This is a genomic window from Methylobacterium aquaticum (assembly GCF_016804325.1).
Taxonomy (GTDB): domain Bacteria; phylum Pseudomonadota; class Alphaproteobacteria; order Rhizobiales; family Beijerinckiaceae; genus Methylobacterium; species Methylobacterium aquaticum_C.
Window position 1 is genome coordinate 4,077,114 of record NZ_CP043627.1, and the last position, 23,790, is coordinate 4,100,903.

Here is a 23,790-nt window from a genome sequence, read left to right on the forward strand (position 1 = left end):
AAAAATGTTCGCCTCCGCGCGCCGCTCCAGCAAGGCTGCCAAGCTCGACGCCATCGAGCGCTCGCAGGCCACCGTGACCTTCGGCCTCGACGGCACGCTGATCGAGGCGAACGAGAACTTCCTCCGGCTGATGGGCTACACCCTCGAGGAGGTGCGCGGGCGTCATCACCGCCTGTTCGTCGATCCCGCCGAGGCGGCGGATCCGGCCTACGAGGCGTTCTGGGCGACGTTGCGCCGGGGCGAGTTCCAGACCGCCGAGTACCGGCGCCTAGCCAAGGGCGGACGCGAGGTCTGGATCCGCGCCAGCTACAACCCGGTGCTCGACGCACGCGGCCGGCCGATCCGGATCGTGAAGTTCGCCCTCGACGTCACCGCCGAGACGCTGGCGGCGACCGATGCCGCCGGCCAGATCACCGCGATCAACCGCTCGCAGGCGGTGATCCACTTCGCCCCCGACGGAACCATCCTCGACGCCAACCCGCATTTCCTGGCGGCGATGGGCTATCGCGCCGACGAGATCGTCGGGCGCCACCACCGCATGTTCGTGACGGACGGCGAGGCCGATTCGCCGGAATACCGCGAGTTCTGGGCCCGGCTCGGCCGCGGCGGGTACCATGCGGGCGAGTTCAAGCGCCGAGGCAAGGACGGCGCCGAGATCTGGATCCAGGCGACCTACAACCCGATCCTCGACGCGACCGGGCGCACGCTCAAGATCGTCAAGTACGCCGCCGACATCACCGCCGCCAAGCAGCACGCCGCCGACACCGCCGGCAAGATCGAGGCGGCGCTCCGCTCGCAGGCGGTGATCGAGTTCGACATGGACGGCACCGTCCTCGATGCCAACGGCCACTTCCTCGCGGCGATGGGCTACACCCTCGACGAGATCGTCGGCCGCCACCACCGCCTGTTCGTCTCCCCCGACCAGGCCGCGAGCCGGTCCTATGCCGAGTTCTGGGAATCCCTGCGCGCCGGGCGCTACAGTTCCGCCGTGTACCAGCGGCTCGGCAAGGGCGGGCGGGAGGTGTGGATCCAGGCCACCTACACGCCCGTCCTCGACCTCAACGGGCGCCCCTGCAAGGTGATCAAGTTCGCCACCGACGTGACGCACAGCATGACCGTGCGGGCGACGGCGATCGCGGCGGCCGAGCGGACCCTGGCCCGGGTCCAGGCGGTCTCGGCAGCGGCCGAGGAGATGCACCGGACCTCGGCCTCGATCGCGACCCGGATGGAGGAGTCGCGCCAGGCGGTCGACGCGATCCAGGAACGGATGAGTGCCGCCGGCGCCGCCACCCGGCGGCTCGACCACGCCGCGCAGGCGATGAACGGGGTGGTGGAGGTCATCACGGCCATCGCCGAGCAGATCAACCTGCTCGCGCTCAACGCCACGATCGAGGCGGCCCGGGCCGGGGCCGCCGGGCGGGGCTTCGCCGTGGTGGCGGCGGAGGTGAAGAACCTCGCCGGCCAGGCCGGCGCCGCGACCGGCCGGATCTCGGCCGAGATCGGCGCGATGCAGGAGGTGTCGCGGGAGGTCGGGGAGGCCCTGGGCTCGATCCGCGGCGCGGTCGATGCCGTCGAGGGCTTCATCACGGAGACCGCGGCCGCGAGCGATCACCAGTGCAGCACCACCGGTGACGTCAACGCCAACGTCCAGACCAGTGCGGCGGGCGTCGCCGAGATCGCCGCGACCCTCGACGAGTGGCTGGTCGGCCTCGAGGAGCGGCGGATCGACGAGCGGTCGCGCACCTCGCTCCCCGGCCGGATCGCGCTGCCGCCGGGCGCCGGTCCGGTGGAGGTCATGCCCTGCCTCGTGCTCAACCTGTCCAAGTCCGGCGCCAAGCTCGCGCTGGCGCAGCCGGTGCGGCTGCCGATCCGGATCGTCCTCGACATCGAGGGCCAGGGCGAGGGCAGGCCGGCGCGCACCTGCGAGGTCGTGCGCCAGCTTGGCTGCGAGGTCGGAATCCGATTTGTGGATTGAACCCGGAGAGCGGATATTTTCCTCAGGAAAATAGTTTTTTAGCCGGCTCTCATCATCGAATTCACCCCGCCCGTGTTTGGGCGTGCCGGCCTATAACCGCGGCCACCCCAGCAGCCGCCCCGGCGCGAACGGCGCCACCGGCACCGACGGCGTCCGGCCGGTGGCGAGGTCGGCGACGAGCCGGCCGGTGATCGGGCCGGTCGAGAGGCCGATATGGCCGTGGCCGAAGGCGAAGATCAGGCCGGGATGGCGGGGGGCGAACCCGATCACCGGCAGGCCGTCCGGGGTCGAGGGGCGGGAGCCGAGCCAGGGCCGGTTGTCGAGGGGCTGGCCCAGGCGCACCGTGCCGGCGGCCTCCCGCGCCGCCGCCTCGATCTGGGAATAGTCCGGCTCGGCATGGCGGTCGGCCACCTCGACGCCGGAGAGCACCCGCACCCGTCCCTCGCCCATCGGCGACAGGATCGAGGCGGCGCCGGTATCGTAGATCGGGCGGGTGAGGGGCGGGCTGCCGGGATGCAGGGCGTAGTGGCGGTGATAGCCGCGCTCGGCCGCGAAGGCGAAGCGGTAGCCGAGAGGCCGGGACAAGTCGTTGGCCGCAGCCCCCGTCGCCAGCACCACCTGGCGCGCCCGGATCGTGCCGCCGGGATGGACGACGCACCATTCGTCGCCGCGAGGCTCCAGGCGGCTCACGGTGGTGCGCAGGATACGGCCGCCCAGACCCGAGAACAGCCGTTCGGCCGCCTCGACGAGACCGCCGGGGTCCCCGACCGCGCCGGTCTCCGGCAGCAGCATCGCCCGGGCGAAGGGGCGGATCAGCGCCGGCTCCAGGGCCTGGATGCCCGCCCCGTCGAGGATCTCGAACGGCACGCCGTGATGGCTCAGGATCTCGCGCTCCAGGGCCGCCCCGGCGAAGGCCTCGTCCGTGCGGTAGAGCTTCACCCACCCGCATTCGCGCAGCAGGTGGGGCACCCCGGCCCGGTCGGCGAGGCGGCGATGCTCCGGATAGGCGGCGTCGGTGAGCGGGGCCAGCGCCTCGGCGGCCCGGCGCCAGGCGGAGGTGCGGGCGCTCGCCAGGAAGTGCGCCACCCAGGGCATCACCCGCAGGAGGTGGAGGTGGCGCAGGCGCAAGCCCGCATCGGCGTTGCGCAGGTAGGCCGGCAGCTTGCCCCACAGGCCGGGGCCCGACATGGGCAGGATCGAGCCGCGGCTGACCACGCCGGCATTGCCGTAGGAGGTGCGCGCCCGGGCCTCGCCGGGATCGCACAGGACCACGTCCCGCCCGCGATCCTTCAGGGCGATGGCCGAGGACAGGCCCACCATCCCGCCGCCGACCACCACGATGTCGGCCGTCTGCTCGTCGTGCTCCATGGAATCATTCTTTCGCCGCTCAGGGCTTGCGCGATTGTTCGACACTCCGTCCCACCCACGACCTCATCCCGAGGTGCAGGCGATCGGAGGTCGCAGACTGAAAGGAGCCTCGAAGGAGGGCTCCAGGGATCGCAGCGGCGACTGGAGCTCTCCTTCGAGGTCAGTCCATCAATGATGGACTGACACCTCAGGATGAGGTCGTGGATGGGAGGGAGATGATGTCCGCGATCTTGGATTTAGCGGACGGGATGGCCCGTCACTGCGACATCCCCGCAAGATCGAGCACCGTCTCCAGAAGCACCCGCGTCGCCGCGTCGGCATCCTCCAGGGTGATCGATTCGGCCGGGTTGTGGCTGATGCCGCCGCGGCAACGCACGAACAGCATCGCGGACGCGCCGAGCGCCGCCATCGCCACCGCGTCGTGGGTGGCGCCGGAGGGCAGCCGCAGGGGGGCGTGGCCGAGGCGCCGCGCCGTCCGGTCGAGGGCGGCCTGGAAGCCCGGATCGAGGGCGACCGCCGGGTTGTCCATGTAGGTCTCGGAGGTGAAGCCGACCGCGCGCCTCTGCGCGATCGCCCGGCACTCTCGCTGAATCGCCGCGAACAGGCCGTGACGGTCGGCATCCTCCGGCGCGCGCAGGTCGAGGCTGAAATCGACCCGGCCCGGAATCACGTTGACCGCCCCCGGCACCACCGTGACGGATCCGACCGTCGCGACCGCGCCCGGCACGCCCTCGCCCAGGCGCTCGACCGCCAGCGTCATCTCGGCGACGGCGGCGAGCGCGTCCCGGCGCAGGCCCATCGGCACGGTGCCGGCATGGTTGGCCTCGCCCGTCACGGTGCAGCGCGCCCGGGTGAGCCCGACGATGCCCGAGACCACGCCCACCGGCTGGCCCGCCGCCTCGAGCGCCGGACCCTGCTCGATGTGGATTTCGAGATAGCCGGCGATGTCCGCCCGGGACCGGGCCAGGGCCGGGATGCCGTCCGGATCGCCGCCGAACGCGACCAGCGCCTCGCGCAATGGCGTGCCGGCGGCGTCGCGGCCCTCCAGCCACTCCGACTTGTACTGCCCGGCCCAGGCCTTCGAGGTCGAGAGCGAGGTCGGGAAGCGCACGTTCTCCTCGTCGCCGAAGGCCACCACCTCCAGGGCGAAGGGCAGCGCGAGGCCGCGGGCGCGGATCTCCTCCGCCACGACCAGCCCCGCCACGACGCCGAGCGGACCGTCGTAGCGCCCGGCATCGACCACGCTGTCGATATGCGAGCCGAGCACCAGGGCCGGCAGCCCCGGCTCCCGCCCCTCGATCCGCCCGACCACGCTGCCGGCGGCATCGATCCGCGCCGTCAGGCCGGCCTCCCGCATCAGGCCGAGCACCGCCTCGGCCGTCGCCCGATGGGCCGGCGAGAGATAGAGCCGGGTCAGCCGGCCGGGCTCGTCGGTGTGACGGGCGAGGTCGTCGATCAGCGCCATCACGCGGGCGCCGAGGCGGGGGGTGGTCTCGGTCATAGCATTCGTGACCCTGCGGGCTTCGAGCCGGCGATATGCAGGGTTGGTGCCGGATAAGGCAACCGATCACACCGCATGCCTCGTGCCGACCGTCAGGCCTTCACCGGGCGCGGGCCGTCGAGGGGAGCGAGGCCGTCCGGGGCTGCGGCGGGCACCCGGATTGTCCGCAGGTCCCGGGCGAGGCCGGCGAGGTCCGGTGCCGGGGTGTCGCCCGGACCGAACAGGGCGGCATCGAGGGCGGTGAGGCGCGGGCCGATTGCCGGATCGGCACGCCAGGCCGCCGCGAGGGCGGGATCGCGGCGGGCGGCTTGGTTGAGGGCGGCGTGGAACCCCCGCGCGTCGCGCCGCCGGGCGGCCCGGGCCAGCGCCCGCAGGGCAGGGGCCGCCGGGGCCTCGCGGTGGCGCGAATATCCCCAGGCGCCGAGGCCCAGCCCGAAGGCGGCGAGCCCCGCGACCAGCGCCCGCCAGGGCGAGGCCGGGGGAGGGGGCGCCTCCTCGGCAGCCTTCGCCGCCCGGCCGCCGATGATGCGGGCCGGGATCTCGGCCGTGCGCATCACCCGCGCCCGCGTGTCGAACCACGGGATCGCGATCGCCGAGAGGGTGATCGGCTCCGGCACGCCCGGGCGCACGTCCCAGCGATAGGTCACCCGGGATACCGGCCCCGTCGGGGTGATGCGGGTCTGGCGCTCGACCGGGCCGGCGAAGGTGAGGACGCCGCGGGTGCGTAAGACGGGCCGCGGCGGCAGGGCGTCGGCGGTGACGCCGCGCACGTCCAGGGTCACGGTGCGGCGGGCCGGCTCGCCGAGTCTCAATCCCTCGGGCTCGGGCTCCCACTGGTCGGTCACCGTCACGTCCTGCGCCGCCAGCCACCAGGGCTCGGCGGCGTCCGGCCCGCCCGGTCCCTGCCAGGCCGCGACCTCGACCGGCAGGGGGCTCGATCGCACCTCGACCACCCGGCGCTCGCCGCCGTCGACGATCGTCAGGCGATGCACGAAGGGATCGATGACGAAGCGGCCGGGCCCCTGCGGAAACACCGCGACCGTGCGCTCGAAGCCGCGCGCCTCCTGGCCCTGGATCGTGACGCGGGACCAGTGGTCGCGGCCGAGCTGGGTCCAGCCGAAATGCGGCAGGCTCGGCTGGCGCAGGTCTTCGAGCGCGATCTGCGCCCGGTAGGTCCCGCGGATGCGCAGCAGCACCATCTCGCGCGGATAGGGCGTGGCGCCGCCCGGCACCTCGGCGGTGACGGTCAGGCTGAGGTCGCCGTCCTCCAGGGCGAAGGCCGGCGTGACGGCCAGCACCGCCAGGGCGACGAGGCAGCCGAGGGATTGCCTCACCATGGGTTGCTCCCGGGCTGGACGGCGGTGCCGGCCTCGCGCCGGCGGGTCTGCTCGGCGAGGATGCGCAAGGCGACGAAGCGGCCGGGATCGTCGGTCAGGGTCGCGAGCCAGTGCCGGTCGGGGCGGATCTCGCGGGCCTCGAAGCTCTTCGAGACCCGGCGCGCCTCGCGCTCGATCACCTCGGACACGCTGGCATTGCCGCCGCCCTGGCGCCCGCCGCCCTCGGCATCGCTGGCCGAGCCCCGCGCCTGGCCGCGGCCGGGATCGACCGCCCGCTGCTCGGCCCGGCCGGTGCGGGCGGCCTTGGAATTGCCCGGCGAATCGGCGGCCGAGGCGGATTCGCGGTGGCCCGCCAGACCCTCGCCGGTGGAGGCGGTCCCGGCGTCGTTGGCATCCGATTCGGTCTTGGTGGCGTAGCGGGTGGTGGAATCGGCCTTGGCGTTCGCTTCGCCGGCGGTGCGGCCGCCGGGGGCGTCCGGCGTGTCGAGGAGGCGCGCGATCAGCTCGCGATTGGCCTTGGCGTCCTCGTCGGCCGGGTCGCGGGCGACCGCCGCCTCGTAGGCGGCGAGCGCCCCTTTCAGGTCCCCGGCGAGCGCGAGCGCGTTGCCGCGGTTGTAGGGAGAGGTCGAGAAGGCTTCGGCGGCTTGCGTGTAGCGCCCGGCGGCGTAGAGGGCGGTGCCGCGCCAGGCCGGATCGTCGCTGACCCGCGCCGCCAGCCCGGCAGCCCGGCCCCGAGGAGCAGGCGGGCCAATGCGGCGGGTTCCACGGCGAGCCCGACCAGGGCGACGGCACCGGCGGCGAGGAGGAGGGGTCGCATCAGGCGCTCCGCCGGAAGAGCAGCAGGACCGGCAGCAGCGCGAGGCCGGCGAGCCAGCGGCCGAGATCCTGCCAGGCCAGCACCGTGTAGCCGCCCTCCGCGAGATGGCGGGCGACCGTCTCGGAGATTGCCGCCAGGACCGGGCCCGGCGCGTCGAGGCTGCCGGCCGTGCCGCCGCCGAGGGTGGCGAGGCGGGACAGGGCGCCGCCATCGGGCCGCGGCGCCTCCGGCGGCAGGGCGGTGTTCGTGACCAGTACGGTGTGTAGCCGATGACCCTCCTCCCGGAGCGCGGACGCCTCGCGGGACGCGGCGTCGTCGAGGCCGCCGCCGTCGCTCACCAGCACCACGTCGCCGGTCACCACCGCGCCCTCGGCCAGCGTCCGGCGGGCCAGCGCCAGGGCGCGGGCCGGGTGGCTGCCGCGATCCGGCACGGTGGCGCCGTCGAGGGCGAACAGGATGGTGCTCAGGGAATCCCGGTCGGTGGTCGGCGTCGCGGCGAGGTAGGCGTCGCCCGCATAGGCGATGACGGCGACCGCCTTCGTGCCGGCGGCCTCGGCCAGGCCTTGCGCCAGCGCCCGCGCCTCGGCGAGGCGCCCGCCCTCGGCGACCGAGCGCGACAGGTCGAGGGCGATGATCGTGGCGTCGAGGTTGCGGAACCCCGCCACGTCGCGGCGCTCCCGCGCCGGGCCGGCAAGGCCGAAGGCGAGGAGGGCGGCGGCCAGAACCAGCAAGCCCTGCCCGACGCGCCGCCCCGGCCGCACCGCGCCGCGGGCGGCGAGCGCCGCCATCAGGTGCGGCTCCACCGCCTTCACCCAGTCGCCGAGTGGCGCGGAGCGGTGGGCGGCACGCCAGGCGAGCAGCCCGAGGAGCGGCAGGGCGAGGAGCCACCACGGGCGCAGGAGCGTGAAGGCCTCGGTCACGCCGCCCTCCGGGTCAGCAGGAGGACCAGCGCGGAGAGAAGCGCGACCCCGCCCGGCCACGGCCACAGGTCGCGGCGCAGGGGCACCGGCGGGGCCCGGTCGCGCCCGCCCTCCAAGGCGTCGATGCTGTCGGCGACGCCGGCCAGGTCCTCGGTGGTGCGCACCCGGAAGAACCGGCCGCCGCTCGTCGCCGCGACGTCGCGCAGGGCGTCCGAATCGACCACGTCCTGCTCGCCGTCGGCGTCGGCGAGGTCGCGGGGGCCCAGCGCGATGGTGTGGACCCGGATGCCGAGCTCGTGGGCGAGCACCGCCACGTCCCGCGGCGTGGTCTGGCCGGCATTGTTGGCGCCGTCGGAGAGCAGGACCACCACCTTGGACGGGCCCGGCAGGGCGTCCAGGCGCTTCACGGCGAGGCCGAGCCCGTCGCCGATGCCGGTCGAGCGGCCGACGAGGCCGATCTGCGCCTCCTCCAGCGCCCGGGCGACGGCGCGCGTGTCGAAGGAGGGGGCGGCGGCCACGTCGGCCTGGTCGGCGAAGATCACGAGGCCGACCCGGTCGCCGGCCCGGCGGCGGATGAACTCGGCCCCGACGCGCTTGACCGCCGCGAGCCGCGACGAGGTGCGGCCGTCGAGGGCAAAGTCGATCCGCGCCATGCTGCCCGACAAATCGAGGGCGAGCACGATGTCCCGCCCCGAGGCCGGGAGCGCCGCGCCGGGCAGGACCAGCCGCGGGCCGGCGAGCGCCGCCACCAGGGAGACCCAGAGCAGCCAGGTGAGCGCCGCGCGCCCGCGCACCCCGACGGTGAGCGGCCCAGCCCGATCGAGCCCGGCGACCAGGGACGGCGGCACCGCCAGCGCCCCGCTGCCGCCCGGCCGCGGCGGCAGGAAGCGGGCGGCCAGGAGCGGCAGCGGCAGGAGCAGGCCGGCAAGCGGCGCGGCGACATCGAGGGAGGCGAGACCGGCCATCGTCTCAAGCCTTCAGGTGCGCGAGGAGCCGGGCGAGACCGGCTTCCGCGGCGGCGAGATCGGGCACGGGGCCCGGGGCGTAGAGATTGTCGGTCAGCGCGCGGCCGGGGCCGTTGCCGAAGAAATCGGTGCGCAAGGCGGCGTCCAGCCCCGCCGGCTCCTCGACCCCGAGGCTGCGGGCGAGGCGCCGGCTCAACCGCGCCAGCGCGACGCGGCGCTCCGGCGGCGGCAGGGCGCGGGCGGCGGCGAGTTCGGCGAGCGCCGCCCTGCGGATCGGGCGGCCGCGCCAGCGCGGCGCGAGCCGGACGGCAAGCCACGCCAGCGCCAGGCCGGCCGCGACGGCGGCCAGGATGTCGAGCCGGATCCAGGCCGGATCGGGCGGGGCGTGCAGGCCGCGCAGACCCGCAAGCCCGGCTTGAATGGGCTGCGCCGCGTGGGCTCCCTCACAGCACGGCATCGAGCCGCTCCATCAGGGGGGCGAAGCCTTCCGGACCCAGTTCGGTGTCGAGGCGCAAGCCCGTGAGACCGAGGCGGGCATAGGCCGCGAGACGATCCTCGGGCGCCGCCCGCGCCTTGCCGATGCGGGCGGTGCCGCGGCGCCCGTCCGGGGTGGCGTAGGGGTAGAGGCCCGGGGGCGCGGCGCGCTCGAAGGCGTCGCTCACCAGGATCAGGCTGACGGAGACCCGCTCGGCCAAGGCCGCCACGCTCTCCGAGAAGCCCTCGCCCGGGGCATCGAGGGCGCTCGCCAGCACCAGGTGCCCGCCCGCCGGCAGCAGCGCGCGGGCCCGTTCCAGGATCGGGCCGAGGGGCGGATCGGCGTGAGGCGGGGCCGCCAGCGCGCTCTCATGCGCCCGGGCGAGGCCCTGGCACAGGGCCGCCATGCCGCGCCCGCCGGCCCGCGGCGGCAGGGCGACCGGCTCGGGCGCGGCGGCGCAGAGGCCGACCCGGCCGCCATCGCCGGCGATGCGCCAGCCGAGCAGCACCAGGGCCTCCGCGGCGGCGACCGAGCGGAGCGCCCGGCGGGTGCCGAACAGCATCGAGGGCCGGAAATCGGCCAGCAGCACCACGGCGCGGTCGCGCTCCTCGTGGTGGGTGCGCACGTGCAGCGTGCCGGTGCGGGCGGTGGCGTTGCGGTCGATGTGGCGCACGTCGTCGCCATCAGTCCAGAGGCGCACGTCGTCGGGCTCGCTGCCGCGGCCGCGCCGCCGGGTGACGATGCCGCCGGGCAGGCCCGAGCGGCCCTGCATCGTCGCCCCGGCGCCCCGGCGGGCGAGGTGGCGCAGGCCCATCAGCGCCCCGGCGTCCAGGGCGATGCCGGGTGCGCCGAGCGGGTCCGTGCTGGGGAGCGGCCGTGCCACGATGAACGAGGTCCTCAGAGCGGCCGCACCCGGTCGAGCAGGCCGGCGACCACGGCGCGGGCGGTCTGGCCTTCCGCGGCGGCGCGCCAGGTCAGGGCGAGGCGGTGGGCGAGCGCGTCGCCGGCCAGCGCCACGATGTCGTCCGGCACCACGTGGTCGCGCCCCTGCAGGTAGGCCCGGGCCTTGCCGGCGAGCATCAGGGCGAGCGTGCCGCGGGGTGAGACCGGATGCTCGATGGCGCCGCGCAGGTCCGCCGCCGCCGGCCCGGCCCGGGTGGCGGCGACGAGGCGGACGAGAAAGTCCTTGAGCGCCGGCGAGACATGGGTCTTGAGCGCGGCGCTCCGGGCGGCGCGCAGCTCCTCGGCGGTGAGGCGCACCGGCATCGGCGCGGCCTCCTCGGTCATCTCGCCCTCGACGAGGTCGAGGATGCGGCGCTCGGAGGCCTCGTCCGGCATCTCGACCACGACGTGGAGCAGGAACCGGTCGAGCTGCGCTTCCGGCAGCGGGAAGGTGCCGGCATGCTCGATCGGGTTCTGGGTCGCCACCACCATGAACGGATCGGGCAGCCGGTGGGTGATGCCCGCAACCGTGACCTGACCCTCGGCCATCGCCTCCAGCAGGGCCGACTGCACCTTGGGCGGCGCGCGGTTGACCTCGTCGACCAGCACCAGGGAGTGGAACAGGGGGCCTTCCAGGAACTCGAACCGGCCGCCATCGGGCCGCCAGACCGTGGTGCCGGTGAGGTCGGCGGGCATCAGGTCGGGAGTGCACTGGATGCGGGCAAAGCCCGTATGCAGCCCGTCGGCGAGGCGCTTGACCGCCCGGGTCTTGGCGAGGCCCGGCGCCCCCTCGATCAGGAGGTGGCCGCCGGTGAGGAGCCCGATCAGCAGCCGCTCGACGAGACCGGACGCGCCGATCAGGCCGACTTCGAGACCGGTCCGCAGGGATTCGAGCCGCGCGCGCACCGGATCCTCGGCTCCCGCGATGCTGCGCATCGCGGCCTGCTCAGCGCCTCGCGCCATTCGGTGCGTCTCCCCCTCAGGGCCGGTGCTTCGTGGACCGGCTTTTGAGGGATCAGGCCGCGTCTTTGCCGATCCGTCAATCCCGTGCGTGAGGGGGGTGGGGTAGCTTTAAGTCCGCGGTGGAGGGTGAGAGTGCCTGATGCCCAGGATCGAACCTCATCGGCTTGACCAAGCGAAGGGCTGCCTATGACCGTGGGCGGTCGATGTTTAACGTGGACCGAGACATAAAAATTAATGTATTTCCAGACACTCGACTCCGTAGATTTCGAGTGTCTGGAAATTATCATTTCGACCATTTGGCCGAGAAGGTCATGAATTATTCATCTCGATTCAGCGACTGATTTTCAGAACCGTTAGTTTAATGATAATGATCGTTTAACCGCATGTTAGGCGATAGCGGCGGCAGTTACCCTGCCCTTCCTCGCCGTACACATCCCTGTTCTCGCAACGGTCACGAAGCTCCCGACACATCCGGCGGTAGCGACGCTCGTCGTGGTCTTCCCGATCATCTCGCCGATAGCCGCGTCCATCATCGATTTCCACGCCACCAGGCCCGATCCGGATACCCTGGGCAAAGCTTGGAGCACTTGACATCAGCAGCACGACAGTCGTCGCGGCGGCGAAAACCAGCTTGTTCATATTAGACTCCCCTCTTTCGGCATGACCCGAATTGGGGAGTAGAAACGGCTGAAGCTCGAAATGGTTAGACGGAGTGCGGGCACACCGCTTCGGTTCGATGCATTTCGGCAAGTTAGCTCTTACGGGCGCAACCGCATGCTGGAGCCTTCACGCTACGGACTTCGAGTCTTGCGCGCTCGCGAAATCGTGCGCGCTCGCGAAGGCTCAAAGCTCTGCTCCGTAAACCACCCTGAACAGCCCTCTGCGCGGTCAAGCCGATCGGGTTTGGCCGACCCCTCGTCAGCCGGCTTCAAGCAGAGGTGCAGAACCTTCTTGCCCACATGCGAGAATGGGAGGGCGCTCCCCGAGCGGGAGCGCCCCGCCTCACGTCGTGGGATACCTCACACCGTCCAGGGCGCCGGCCGGTTCGGGCCGATCCCGTAGCGGACCACCGCCTCCGCGACCTTTGCCCGGTCGAGCTTGCCGTCGTCGGCCAAAGCCGCCAAAGCCGCCACCGCGACGTGGTGCCGGTCGACCTCGAAGAAGGCGCGCAGCGCGCTGCGGGTATCGCTGCGGCCGAAGCCGTCGGTGCCGAGCGTGACGTAGCGGGCCCGGATCGCGGTCGCGATCAATTGCGGGTAGGCCCGGACGTAGTCGGTGGCGGCGACCACCGGCGCGGAGCCGGACAGCGATTCTTCCACCAGGCTGCGCTTTGCCGGCAAACCAGGATTCAGGCGGTTGGCGCGCTCGACCTCGCGGGCGTCGCGAGCGAGTTCGCTGAAGCTCGTGACGCTGTGGACCTCGCTGGCGATGCCCCAATCCTCGGCGAGCAGCTTCGCCGCGGCGATGACTTCCGGCAGGATCGCCCCGGAACCAAGGAGACGGATAGCCGGCTCACCGTCTCCATAGTCGGCAAACCGATACATCCCTCGGATGATTCCTTCCCGCACGCCGTCCGGCATCAAGGGCTGGGCGTAGTTCTCGTTCATCGCCGTGACGTAGTAGAACGCGTCGACGTCGCGCTCCATCATGTCGCGGGCGCCGTGATCGAGGATCACCGCCATCTCGTAGGCGAAGGCCGGGTCGTAGGCGCGGCAATTCGGGATCGTCGCGGCGACGAGGTGGCTCGACCCGTCCTGGTGCTGCAGGCCCTCGCCGCCGAGCGTGGTCCGGCCGGCGGTGGCGCCGATCAGGAAGCCGCGGGCGCGCTGGTCGGCCGCCGCCCAGATCAGGTCGCCGACGCGCTGGAAGCCGAACATCGAGTAGTAGATGTAGAACGGCAGCATCGCGAGGCCGTGGACGCTGTAGGAGGTCGCGGCCGCGGCCCAGGACGAGATCGCGCCCGCTTCCGTGATGCCCTCCTCGAGCAGCTGCCCGTCGCGGGACTCCTTGTAGTAGAGCATCGAGCCGGCATCCTCCGGCTCGTAGAGCTGGCCGAGCGGCGAGTAGATGCCGACCTGCCGGAACAGGTTCGCCATGCCGAAGGTGCGCGCCTCGTCGGCGACGATCGGCACGACGCGGGGCCCGAGTTCCTTGTGCTTGATCAGGCTGCTGAACAGCCGCACCGCCGCGGTGGTGGTGGACATCTCCTTGCCGTCGGCTTCGAGCGCGAAGCCGGCGTAAGTGCCGAGGTCCGGCACCGCGACGTGGGCTGCCGTGCGGCGGCGCTTGGGCAGGAAGCCGCCGAGCGTCTCGCGCCGCTCGCGCAGGTAGCGCAATTCGCGGCTGTTCTCGTCGGGCTTGTAGAATTCCAGGCGCTCGACCTGCGCGTCGGTGAGCGGCAGGGCGAAGCGATCGCGAAAGGCCTTTAGCGCATCGGTGTCGAGCTTCTTGGCCTGGTGGGCGGTCATGCGCGATTCGCCCGCCCCCCCCATGCCGTACCCCTTCTTGGTCTTGGCCAGGATCACCGTCGGGCGGCCCTTGGTGGCCTTGGCGGCGGCAAACGCCGCGTAGAGCTTGCGGAAATCGTGGCCGCCGCGCTTCAGCTTGTCGACGTCCCCGTCCGACATGTGGGAGACCAGCGCCTTCACCTCCTCGTCCTCACCGAAGAAGTGGGCGAGGTTGTAGGCGCCGTCCTTGGCGCCCAGCGTCTGGTACTTGCCGTCCACCGTGGCGGCGAAGCGGCGCAGCAGGGCGTGGTTGGTGTCGCGGGCGAAGATCGCGTCCCATTCCGAGCCCCACAGCACCTTGACGACGTTCCAGCCGGCGCCGCGGAAGACGCTTTCCAGCTCCTGGATGATCTGGCCGTTGCCGCGCACCGGCCCGTCGAGCCGTTGCAGGTTGCAGTTGATGACGAAGGTAACGTTGTCGAGCTTTTCGCGCGCCGCCAGCGTCAGGGCGCCGATCGATTCCGGCTCGTCCATCTCGCCGTCGCCGAACACACCCCAGACGTGCTGGCCGCTCGTCTCGGCCAGCCCGCGGTCGCTGAGGTAGCGCATGAAGCGCGCCTGGTAGATCGCGTTCATCGGCCCGATGCCCATCGAGCCGGTCGGCACTTGCCAGAAGTCCGGCATCAGCCAGGGATGGGGATAGGAGCACAGGCCCTCGCCGGCGATCTCCTGGCGGTAATGCTTGAGGTTGGTCTCGGAGAGCCGCCCTTCCAGGAAGGCGCGGGCATAGACGCCGGGCGCCGAATGCGGCTGGAAGAACACGAGGTCGGCGCCGGCTCCGCTCGCGTCGCCGGCCTGGAAGAAGTGGTTGAAGCCGAGCTCGAAGATCTCGGCCGCCGAGGCATAGGACGCGACGTGGCCGCCGAGTTCGCCATAGGCCATGTTGGCCCGCACCACCATGGCGAGCGCGTTCCAGCGCATGATCGAGGTGATGCGCTCCTCGACCGCGAGGTCGCCCGGATAGGGCGGCTGCTTCTCCAGCGGGATGGTATTGCGGTAGGGCGAGTAGGGCGGCGCCTCCTCGACGACGCCGATCTCCCGCGCCTTCTGCTCCAGCCGGTCGAGCAGGAAGCGGGCCCGCGCCGCGCCGCCGTGACGGAGCACCGATTCGAGCGAGGCGAGCCAGTCCGCGGTCTCGGCCGGATCCGGGTCGGCCACGCCGCGCGGGCCCAGGATGGCTTGGTTGCCGGTACGGTCGTTCTCGTTGACCGGCACGGTCGGGATCGGCTTGGCGCTCGCGCTCATGGCGTCGTATCTCCCATCGATGGCGCCAGGATAGTTCCCCGGTCGCGGTAGAGGCTGCTTCGTTTGCCGACCATTCGGTCTTCAGCGCAAAACATTTTCGCGAGATCGGCCATGCGCGGTCGTTCTTGCCGCACGAGACCGGGGAGGCCGCCCGGTCCGTCCGGCATGGGATCGTTGCCGGCCGGCGTGCGACGGGTAGCGTCAATGGCACTTTTGTCCTAAGCTCACAGCAGAAATCGGGCTGTGCCGGGCCGGCCTCACCCATGCTCTCCCCTCGTCGAAGCCGCTTCGGCGTGGGAGGCAAGGTCCGTCGGCCCGCTCAGCGTCCGGATGCGCCGGGAGCCTCCACGCCGATGACCGCCGACACGGCCTCCAGCCTGCTCCAGACCCCCCTGCACGCGCTGCACCAGGAGGCCGGCGCCCGGATGGTGCCGTTCGCCGGCTACAGGATGCCGCTGCAATACCCGCTCGGGCTCTTGAAGGAGCACCTGCACACCCGCAAGGCGGCCGGGCTGTTCGACGTTTCGCATATGGGGCAGATCGCCGTGCGGGCCCGCTCCGGCGACATCGCGGATGCAGGTCGCGCCCTCGAGACGGTGCTGCCGATCGACGTTCTCGGGCTCAAGCCCGGGCGCCAGCGCTACGGCTTCTTCACCACGCAGGGCGGCGGCATCCTCGACGACCTGATGCTCGCCAATTTGGGCGACCATTACCTGCTGGTCGTCAACGCCGCCAACAAGGCCGCGGGCCTCGCTCATCTCCTCGACGCGATCGGCACCGAGTGCATGGTCGAGCCGATCGACCGGGCGCTGATCGCGCTCCAGGGTCCGGGGGCGGAAGCGGCGCTCGCCCAACACCTGGCGGTCGCGGCCGAGATGCGGTTCATGGATGCGCGGCCGATCACCTTCGCGGGTGAGGACGGCGTCGTCGTGCGTTCCGGCTATACCGGCGAGGACGGGTACGAGATCGCGCTGCCGGCCGAGGCCGCGGTCGCCCTCGCCCGGGCGCTGCTCGCCGATCCCGAGGTGAAGCCGATCGGCCTCGGCGCCCGCGATTCGCTGCGCCTCGAAGCGGGCCTATGCCTGCACGGGTCGGACATCGACCACGAGACCTCGCCGGTCGAGGCCGGCCTGTCCTGGGCGATCCCGAAGGTGCGCCGCCGCGGCGGCGACCGGGCCGGCGGCTTTCCCGGCGCCGAGCGCATCCTGGCCGAACTCGCCGACGGGCCGGCGCGGCTGCGGGTGGGATTGCGGCCGGAGGGGCGCACCCCGGTGCGGGCCGGTGCGGCGCTCTTCGACTCCGCCGACGCGACCGAACCGGTCGGCCGGGTGACCTCCGGCGGCTTCGGGCCGAGCCTGGACGGGCCGATCGCCATGGGGGTGCTGCCGAGCGCGCTCGCGGTGCCGGGCACACCGGTCTTCGCAGAGGTGCGCGGCCAGCGCCTGCCCTGCGCGGTGGTCCCGCTGCCGTTCCGCCCCGCCGGCTTCAAGCGTTCCTGAACGAGGGGAATTTTCATGGTGAAATATACCGACGAGCACGAATGGCTGCGCCTGGAGGGCGACGTGGCGACGGTGGGGATCACCGACCACGCCGCCGAGCAGCTTGGTGACCTCGTCTTCGTCGAGCTGCCGAAGGTCGGCGCCACGCTGACCAAGGGCGCCGCCGCCGCGGTGGTGGAATCGGTCAAGGCGGCCTCCGACGTCTACGCGCCGGTCGACGGCGAGGTAACCGAGGTCAACGAGGCCGCGGTGGCCAGCCCGGAGAGCGTCGGCACCGATCCGCAGGGCGCCGGCTGGCTCTATCGCGTGCGCCTCAGCGATCCGGCACAGCTCGACGGGCTGATGGACGAGGCGGCGTATCGCGCCTTCGTCGGATGACATGATTCCCGCCTAATCTGTTTCGATACCAGTATAGCGCGGGATCCCCTCTCCCGTTTGGGAGAGGGGTAGGGGTGAGGGTGGAGACGGTGCAGCAAGAAAACTGAACCGTTCCGCCGCCAGCACGACGCTTCGAGTTTAATACTGAAGCGTGTCACCCTCACCCCCTACCCCTCTCCCACACGGGAGAGGGGAGACGTGCTCCATCTTTCAAGCCGCCCCACGCGGCTCAAGACCGAGGCACACCTCCCATGCCGATGGACAAGTACGATCCCTACGACTTCGCCAACCGCCGCCATATCGGCCCGTCGGTGGACGAGATCGCCCGCATGCTGGAGGTGATCGGTGCCGACAGCCTCGACACCCTGATCGACGAGACCCTGCCGGCGGGCATCCGCCAGAAGGAAGCGACCGAGTTCGGCGCCGCCCTGTCGGAGCGCCGGGCGATCGAGCGCCTGCGCGCCACCGCCAACAAGAACAAGCTGCTGACCTCGCTGATCGGCCAGGGCTACCACGGCACCACGATGCCGCCGGCGATCCAGCGCAACATCTTCGAGAACCCGGCCTGGTACACGGCCTATTCGCCCTACCAGCCCGAGATCAGCCAGGGCCGGCTCGAGGCGCTCCTCAACTTCCAGACCTGCGTCAGCGACCTGACCGGGCTCGACATCGCCAACGCCTCGCTCCTCGACGAGGCGACGGCCGCCGCCGAGGCGATGGGCATGGCGCGCCGCATCGCGACCGCCAAACCCGATACCTTCTTCGTCGACGCGCAGTGCCTGCCGCAGACCATTGCGGTCCTGAAGACTCGGGCCGAGCCGTTCGGCTGGCGCATCGTCGTCGGCGATCCCTTCACCGACCTCGATCCCGCGGCCGTGTTCGGCGCGATCGTCCAGTATCCGGGCGTCGAGGGCGCGGCGCACGACTTCACCGACGTGTTCGCCAGGCTCCACGACGCGGGCGCCGTCGCCGTGGTGGCGGCCGATCCGCTGTCGCTGACGGTGCTTAAGCCCCCGGGCGAGATGGGCGCCGACATCGCGGTCGGCTCGATGCAGCGCTTCGGCGTGCCGATGGGCTATGGCGGGCCACACGCCGCCTACATGGCGACGCGGGACGCCCACAAGCGGGCGCTGCCCGGGCGCATCGTCGGCGTCTCGGTCGATTCCCGCGGCAACCGTGCCTACCGGCTCTCGCTCCAGACCCGCGAGCAGCACATCCGGCGCGAGAAGGCGACCTCGAACATCTGCACCAGCCAGGTGCTGCTGGCGGTCATCGCCTCGATGTACGCGGTGTTCCACGGGCCGCGCGGGCTCAAGGCGATCGCGATGCGCATCCACCGCGACGCGACCCGGCTCGCTGCCGGCCTGAACCAGCTCGGCTTCGAGACCCACCCGGACACCTTCTTCGACACGATCACCGTGACGGTCGGCCCGTTCCAGGGCGTGATCCTGAAGAACGCCGTCGCCAACGGGATCAACCTGCGCAAAATCGGCACCGACCGGATCGGCATCACGGTCGACGAGCGCACGAGGCCCGACATCATCGAGGCGGTGTGGCGCGCCTTCGGGGGCGAAGCGCTCACGTATGACGAGTCCTGGCCCGAGCCGCGCCTGCCGGCCGGCCTGATGCGGACGTCCGAGTACCTGACCCACCCGATCTTCCACATGAACCGGGCCGAGAGCGAGATGACGCGCTACATGCGCCGCCTCGCCGACCGGGACCTCGCCCTCGACCGGGCGATGATCCCGCTCGGCTCCTGCACGATGAAGCTCAACGCGACGGCCGAGATGCTGCCGATCTCGTGGCCGGAATTCTCGGAGCTGCATCCCTTCGCGCCGAAGGACCAGGCCGAGGGCTATGCCGAGATGATCGCCGATCTCTCGCAGAAGCTCGCTGACATCACCGGCTACGCGGCGATCTCGATGCAGCCGAATTCCGGTGCGCAGGGCGAGTATGCCGGCCTGCTCGCGATCCGCGCCTACCACCTGTCGCGCGGGGAGGGGCACCGAACGATCTGCCTGATCCCGTCCTCGGCCCACGGCACCAACCCGGCCTCGGCGCAGATGTGCGGCATGACCGTCGTGGTGGTCGGGGCCGACCGCGACGGCAACGTCGACCTGGCCGATTTCCGCGCCAAGGCCGAGAAGCACGGCGAGAACCTCGCCGCCTGCATGATCACCTACCCGTCCACCCACGGGGTGTTCGAGGAGGCGGTGCGGGAGATCTGCGACATCACCCACGCCCATGGCGGCCAGGTCTATCTCGATGGCGCCAACCTCAATGCCCTCGTCGGCCTCGCCCGGCCCGGCGACATCGGAGCGGATGTCAGCCACATCAACCTGCACAAGACCTTCTGCATCCCGCATGGCGGCGGCGGGCCTGGCATGGGGCCGATCGGTGTCAAGGCGCACCTGATCCCGTTCCTGCCCGGCCACGTCGAGACCGACGGGCGCGAGTTCTCGGTCTCGGCGGCTCCTTTCGGCTCGGCGGCGATCCTGCCGATCTCGTGGAGCTACTGCCTGCTGATGGGCGGGCGGGGGCTGACGCAGGCGACCCGGATCGCGATCCTCAACGCCAACTACATCGCCAAGCGCTTGGCCGGCGCCTACGAGGTCCTGTACACCGGCACGCATGGGCGCGTGGCGCATGAATGCATCATCGATGCCCGCCCGCTGATGAAGAGCGCCGGCGTCAGCGTCGAGGACATCGCCAAGCGGCTGATCGATTGCGGCTTCCACCCGCCGACGATGAGCTGGCCGGTGGCCGGCACGCTGATGATCGAGCCGACCGAATCCGAGACCAAGGGCGAAATCGACCGCTTCTGCAACGCGATGCTGGCGATCCGCGACGAGATCCGGGCGATCGAGGAGGGCCGGATGGACCGGGCCGACAACCCGCTGAAAAACGCCCCCCACACGGTGGAAGACCTGATCGGCGCCTGGGAGCGGCCCTATTCCCGCGAGGCCGCCTGCTTCCCGGCTGGCGCCTTCCGGGTCGACAAGTACTGGCCGCCGGTCAACCGGGTCGACAATGCCTATGGCGACCGGAATCTGGTCTGTGCGTGCCCGCCGGTGGAGAGCTACATGAAGGCGGCAGAGTAGGACGCCCGCGGCGCCCGACCTCGACGGAGGCCGGGCGTCGATCGGATCAGGCCGCGTCCGAGACGCGAAGCTCGACGTGAAGCCCGGCTGCGGCCAGCAGGGCGACGAGATCGTCGAGTGGAAACAGGTCGATCTTGCCGCGCGTGAGATCCGCGACACGAGGTTCCGTGGTGCCGAGTTGGCGCGCCGCCTCAGCACCCGTCCACTCCTTCGCCCGGATGTGCCGCTCCAGCGCCATCATCAGGGTGGAGCGTAGCTTCATGGTCTGTGCGTCGGCGGGCGTATCCTCGATGGCATCCCACACGCTCGCAAAACCGTCGTCGCTCATCGGCTTATCTCCTTGGCGAGATCGGCATAGCGCTTCTTTGCCAAATCCAGATCCGCACTGCTCGTTTTCTGCGTCTTCTTCTGGAAGCAGTGTAGCACGTGAACCGCGTTGGCGAACTTGGCGACGTAGATCACCCGAAACGCGCCTGCCTCGTCCCGTATCCTGATTTCCTGCACGCCGATACCGATCGAGGGCATCGGCTTCCAGTCGCTCGGCATCAGCCCACTCTGGACCTTGTCGAGTTGGTAGCCTGCTTCACGGCGTGCTGCATGTGGAAAGGTGCGCAGATCGCTGAGGGCGCTGCCGTGAAACTTGAGCACCTTCATGCGAGGGACCTACGAGAACTTTGACACCTACCGCCTGCCCGGTTCACGCAGTCACCTCACCCCGCCTCCCCCAGATAATCCCGCCAGATCGCCTTCTCCCCCAATCCGGCCGCGAAGGCCGTGTGCGCGGCCAGCTCGGCCTCGGTGAGGCGACTGCGCATCGGGCGGGGGCCGTGCTCGATGGGCGCCGCCCGCAACGACGGACCGGCCGGGCCGGCATTGCCCTCGACCGTCAGCCCGAGGGTCGTCTGCTTGCCGCCGAGCAGCTCGATATAGACCTCGGCCAGGATCTGCGCGTCGAGGAGCGCGCCGTGCTTGGTGCGGCGGGAATTGTCGATGCCGTAGCGCGAGCACAGCGCGTCGAGGTTGTTGGCCGCGCCCGGATGCTTGCGGCGGGCGAGCGCCAGGGTGTCGACGACGGAGGCGAGCTCGATCGCCGGCGGCGCCGTGTCGCCGAGCCGCGCATATTCGGCGTTGAGGAAGCCGACGTCGAAGGCGGCGTTGTGGATCACCAGCGTCGCGTCGGCGCAGAAATCCAGGAAGTCGGGCAGGATCTGCGCGAAGAGCGGCTTGTCGGAGAGGAAGGCATCCGAGAGTCCGTGGACCCGGAACGCGCCCTCCGACACCGCCCGCTGCGGGTTGATGTAGCGGTGGAACTCGCGCCCCGACGGGATGTGGTTGAGAAGCTCGATGCAGCCGATCTCGATCAGCCGGTCGGTCTTGGCCTCGGTGCCGGTGGTCTCGGTGTCGAGGACGATCTCGCGCAGCATCGTGCGGCCCCTGTGACAATGGTTTGACCTGATGTAGCGAGGAAGCGTTAACCGGCCCGCCCCGCCGCCGCGATCACCGCCTCGACCTGCGCTTCGGCATGGGGAAAGCCCCGGTCGGTCTCGATCAGGAAGTCGGCCCGGCGACGCTTCTCGGCATCCGCCATCTGCTTGGCGAGGATCTGCGCGAAGGCCTCCTCGGTCATGCCGGGGCGGGCCAGCACCCGGGCCCGCTGCACCTCGGCCGGGGCGGTGACCACCGCGACGGCGTCGCATCCGGCATCACCCCCGGTCTCGAACAGCAGCGGCACGTCGAGCACCACGAGGGGCGCGGCATCGTGGGCGGCGAGGAAATCGTCCCGCGCCTGACGCACCAGGGGATGGACCAGGGATTCGAGGAGGCGCAGGCGCTCCGGCTCGCCGAGCACGACGTTGCGCAACGCCGCGCGATCGACCGCGCCGTCGGGGGCGAGCGTGCCGGGAAAGGCCGCGCCGATGGCGGTCGCCGCGGCGCCGCCCGGCCCGTAGAGCGCGTGGACGCAGGCATCGGCGTCGTGGACCGGCACGCCGCGCGCCCGGAACATCGCCGCCGTGGCGCTCTTGCCCATGCCGATCGAGCCGGTGAGGCCGAGGACGAACGGCCGGCTCATCGATGGCTTCCGAGATCGGCGACGATGCGGGCGCGCAAGGCCGGCGTCACCGCGGGCGTGCGGCCGAACCACCGCGAAAAGCCCGGTACCGCCTGGTGCAGCAGCATGCCGAGCCCGTCCACCGCCGGCAGGGCCCGGGCCCGGGCGGCGGCGAGGAGCGGGGTTTCGAGCGGCACGTAGACGATGTCGGCCACCGCAGCCTGATCGGGGAGCGGCGCGAGGTCGAGGGCGAGCGCGTCCTGGCCGGCCATGCCGAGCGCCGTGGTGTTGATGAGGAGCCCGGTCTCCGGGAGATGCGCCGGCACCGCGTCCCAGGCAATGGCGGTGATCCGGGCCGGATCGAGGGCGGTCAGGCCCTCGGCCCGCTCGGCGCTGCGGTTGGCGACGATCAGCCGGTGGAGGCCGCGTTCGAGAAGCCCGACCAGGATGGCGCGGGCCGCCCCGCCGGCGCCGAGCACCAGGGCGGCGCGGCCCTCCGCGACGCCCGTCGCCTCCGGCCAGCCGGCGCCCAGGCTGGCATCGAGATGGGCGAGGAAGCCGGGCGCATCGGTGTTGTCGCCGTGGAGACGCCCGTCCTCGAACCACAGGGTGTTGACGGCGCCGATCCGCTCGGCCCGCGGCGTCAGCACCTCGGCGAGGCGGAACGCCGCCTCCTTGTGCGGGATCGTGACGTTGCCGCCCACCCAGCCTTCGGCCCGGAGGCTGCGGACGAAATCCGGAAAGATGTCCGGATGCACGTCGACGCGCTCGTAGGTGCCGGGCAGGCCGTGCTCGGCGAGCCAGTGGCCGTGGATCAGCGGCGAGCGGGAATGGGCGATCGGGTGGCCCACCACGAAGGCTCGGGGGTGCGGGGTCGTCATCGGGAAGGTCGTCTCAGAGCGTGGTCGGCGGCACGGGCAAAAGAGATCTGCGAGTTTTCCGCGTCACAGGGTCATCCCGGGGCCGCGCAGCGGAGCCCGGGATCCAGAACCGCAGGTGATCCAGAACGAGTCGGCGAGCGCCCCGCCTTGTTCTGCCCGCTCGGCGGTTCTGGATTCCGGGCTCCGCTACGCGGCCCCGGAATGACGAGGAGGGTGTGAAGGCGGCCGGAGACCATCGAACGCGCCCTCAGAAAGCCAGCAACCCCCGCCCGCGCAACCGCGCGAGCAGGGGGAGGAGCGGCAGGCCCAGGATGGTCGAGTGGTCGCCCTCGATGCGGTCGAACAGGTGAATGCCGGCGCCCTCGAGCTGGTAGGCGCCGACGCTGCCGGTCACGGCAGGCCCGGCAGCGTCGAGATAGGCGGCGATTCCCGCCGCATCGAGCGGCCGCATCGTCAGCCGCGCGGTGACGACGAAGAGCTCGGCCACCGCGCCGTCGATGGCGAGAGCCACGGCCGAATGGAGCGCGTGGCTGCGCCCCTGCAAACGGGCGAGATGCGCCGCGGCGCCGGCCCGGTCGGCGGGCTTGTGGAAGACCGTGCCGTCGAGGTCGAGCACCTGGTCGGCGCCGATCACCACCCGGTCGGGGGCCTGCACGGCGACCGCGGCGGCCTTGGCGGCGGCCAGCCGCTCGGCGAGCTGCGCGGGCGACAGGCCGGCCGCTTCCGCTTCGACGGCGCGCTCGTCGACGCCCGGGGCCCGGGTCTCGACGGGAAGAGCGGCCGATTCGAGCAGGCCGCGCCGCGTCGGGCTGGTCGAGGCGAGGAGGAGCGGCGCGGGGCCGCGCCAGAGGGACGGATGCGACATC

Annotated in this window: 20 protein-coding genes; 4 read left to right on the plus strand and 16 right to left on the minus strand. The window is 71.7% G+C overall.

The window, feature by feature from the left end; all coding sequences use genetic code 11:
• The first annotated feature begins 4 nt into the window (after positions 1-4).
• A complete protein-coding gene (locus F1D61_RS18520) occupies positions 5-1,975 on the plus strand; it encodes a methyl-accepting chemotaxis protein (RefSeq protein ID WP_203153123.1) in 1,971 nt (656 codons plus the stop codon).
• Positions 1,976-2,065: 90 nt separating this feature from the next.
• Here F1D61_RS18520 and F1D61_RS18525 read toward each other — a convergent pair whose 3' ends face one another.
• The 10 genes from F1D61_RS18525 to mdeB form a co-directional block, all read right to left on the minus strand.
• Positions 2,066-3,343, minus strand: a complete 1,278-nt coding sequence (locus F1D61_RS18525; RefSeq protein WP_203153124.1) for an NAD(P)/FAD-dependent oxidoreductase — start codon at positions 3,341-3,343, stop codon at positions 2,066-2,068.
• A 256-nt stretch (positions 3,344-3,599) separates the two neighbouring features.
• Positions 3,600-4,844: an allantoate amidohydrolase gene (locus tag F1D61_RS18530; protein WP_203153125.1), complete on the minus strand. Its 1,245-nt coding sequence runs from the start codon at positions 4,842-4,844 to the stop codon at positions 3,600-3,602.
• A 92-nt stretch (positions 4,845-4,936) separates the two neighbouring features.
• Positions 4,937-6,181, minus strand: coding sequence for a BatD family protein (locus F1D61_RS18535; RefSeq protein WP_203153126.1), 1,245 nt, complete (start codon positions 6,179-6,181; stop codon positions 4,937-4,939).
• 816 nt (positions 6,182-6,997) lie between these two features.
• Complete coding sequence (locus F1D61_RS18545; RefSeq protein WP_203153127.1) at positions 6,998-7,918, minus strand: vWA domain-containing protein; 921 nt, start codon at positions 7,916-7,918, stop codon at positions 6,998-7,000.
• On the minus strand, positions 7,915-8,883 hold the full coding sequence (locus F1D61_RS18550) for a VWA domain-containing protein (RefSeq protein ID WP_203153128.1): 969 nt from the start codon (positions 8,881-8,883) through the stop codon (positions 7,915-7,917). The genes F1D61_RS18545 and F1D61_RS18550 overlap by 4 nt, the downstream gene beginning before the upstream one ends.
• A 4-nt stretch (positions 8,884-8,887) precedes the next feature.
• Positions 8,888-9,340, minus strand: coding sequence for a DUF4381 family protein (locus tag F1D61_RS18555; RefSeq protein ID WP_203153129.1), 453 nt, complete (start codon positions 9,338-9,340; stop codon positions 8,888-8,890).
• Positions 9,327-10,244: a DUF58 domain-containing protein gene (locus F1D61_RS18560; RefSeq protein WP_432443316.1), complete on the minus strand. Its 918-nt coding sequence runs from the start codon at positions 10,242-10,244 to the stop codon at positions 9,327-9,329. Before F1D61_RS18560 ends, F1D61_RS18555 begins: the two co-directional genes overlap by 14 nt.
• A gap of 11 nt (positions 10,245-10,255) precedes the next feature.
• Positions 10,256-11,236: an AAA family ATPase gene (locus F1D61_RS18565; RefSeq protein WP_203159144.1), complete on the minus strand. Its 981-nt coding sequence runs from the start codon at positions 11,234-11,236 to the stop codon at positions 10,256-10,258.
• Positions 11,237-11,638: 402 nt separating this feature from the next.
• Positions 11,639-11,902, minus strand: coding sequence for a hypothetical protein (locus tag F1D61_RS18570; RefSeq protein WP_203153130.1), 264 nt, complete (start codon positions 11,900-11,902; stop codon positions 11,639-11,641).
• A 380-nt stretch (positions 11,903-12,282) separates the two neighbouring features.
• Positions 12,283-15,015 (minus strand): alpha-ketoglutarate dehydrogenase, encoded by a 2,733-nt coding sequence (mdeB, locus tag F1D61_RS18575; RefSeq protein WP_203153131.1) that lies wholly within the window; start codon positions 15,013-15,015, stop codon positions 12,283-12,285.
• A gap of 353 nt (positions 15,016-15,368) precedes the next feature.
• Between mdeB and gcvT the strand changes: the two genes are divergently transcribed.
• The 3 genes from gcvT to gcvP all read left to right on the plus strand — a co-directional run bounded on the left by gcvT (position 15,369) and on the right by gcvP (position 19,993).
• A complete protein-coding gene (gene gcvT / locus F1D61_RS18580; protein WP_203153132.1) occupies positions 15,369-16,514 on the plus strand; it encodes a glycine cleavage system aminomethyltransferase GcvT in 1,146 nt (381 codons plus the stop codon).
• Between the two features lie 15 nt (positions 16,515-16,529).
• A complete protein-coding gene (gcvH, locus tag F1D61_RS18585) occupies positions 16,530-16,892 on the plus strand; it encodes a glycine cleavage system protein GcvH (protein WP_203153133.1) in 363 nt (120 codons plus the stop codon).
• Between the two features lie 251 nt (positions 16,893-17,143).
• Positions 17,144-19,993 (plus strand): aminomethyl-transferring glycine dehydrogenase, encoded by a 2,850-nt coding sequence (gcvP, locus tag F1D61_RS18590; RefSeq protein WP_203153134.1) that lies wholly within the window; start codon positions 17,144-17,146, stop codon positions 19,991-19,993.
• A gap of 46 nt (positions 19,994-20,039) precedes the next feature.
• On the opposite strand, the gene F1D61_RS18595 is transcribed toward gcvP, so the two are convergent.
• From F1D61_RS18595 to F1D61_RS18620, 6 genes are all read right to left on the minus strand, one after another.
• A complete protein-coding gene (locus F1D61_RS18595) occupies positions 20,040-20,321 on the minus strand; it encodes a helix-turn-helix domain-containing protein (protein ID WP_203153135.1) in 282 nt (93 codons plus the stop codon).
• On the minus strand, positions 20,318-20,647 hold the full coding sequence (locus tag F1D61_RS18600; RefSeq protein WP_203153136.1) for a type II toxin-antitoxin system RelE/ParE family toxin: 330 nt from the start codon (positions 20,645-20,647) through the stop codon (positions 20,318-20,320). Before F1D61_RS18600 ends, F1D61_RS18595 begins: the two co-directional genes overlap by 4 nt.
• 56 nt (positions 20,648-20,703) lie before the next feature.
• Positions 20,704-21,417, minus strand: coding sequence for a DNA polymerase III subunit epsilon (dnaQ, locus tag F1D61_RS18605; RefSeq protein WP_203153137.1), 714 nt, complete (start codon positions 21,415-21,417; stop codon positions 20,704-20,706).
• Between the two features lie 47 nt (positions 21,418-21,464).
• The gene (coaE, locus tag F1D61_RS18610) at positions 21,465-22,064 is read right to left on the minus strand and encodes a dephospho-CoA kinase (RefSeq protein ID WP_203153138.1); all 600 of its coding nucleotides are present in this window, start codon (positions 22,062-22,064) and stop codon (positions 21,465-21,467) included.
• Positions 22,061-22,924 (minus strand): shikimate dehydrogenase, encoded by an 864-nt coding sequence (locus F1D61_RS18615; RefSeq protein WP_203153139.1) that lies wholly within the window; start codon positions 22,922-22,924, stop codon positions 22,061-22,063. Before F1D61_RS18615 ends, coaE begins: the two co-directional genes overlap by 4 nt.
• Positions 22,925-23,171: 247 nt before the next feature.
• On the minus strand, positions 23,172-23,789 hold the full coding sequence (locus F1D61_RS18620) for a Maf family protein (protein ID WP_203153140.1): 618 nt from the start codon (positions 23,787-23,789) through the stop codon (positions 23,172-23,174).
• Position 23,790 lies beyond the last annotated feature (1 nt).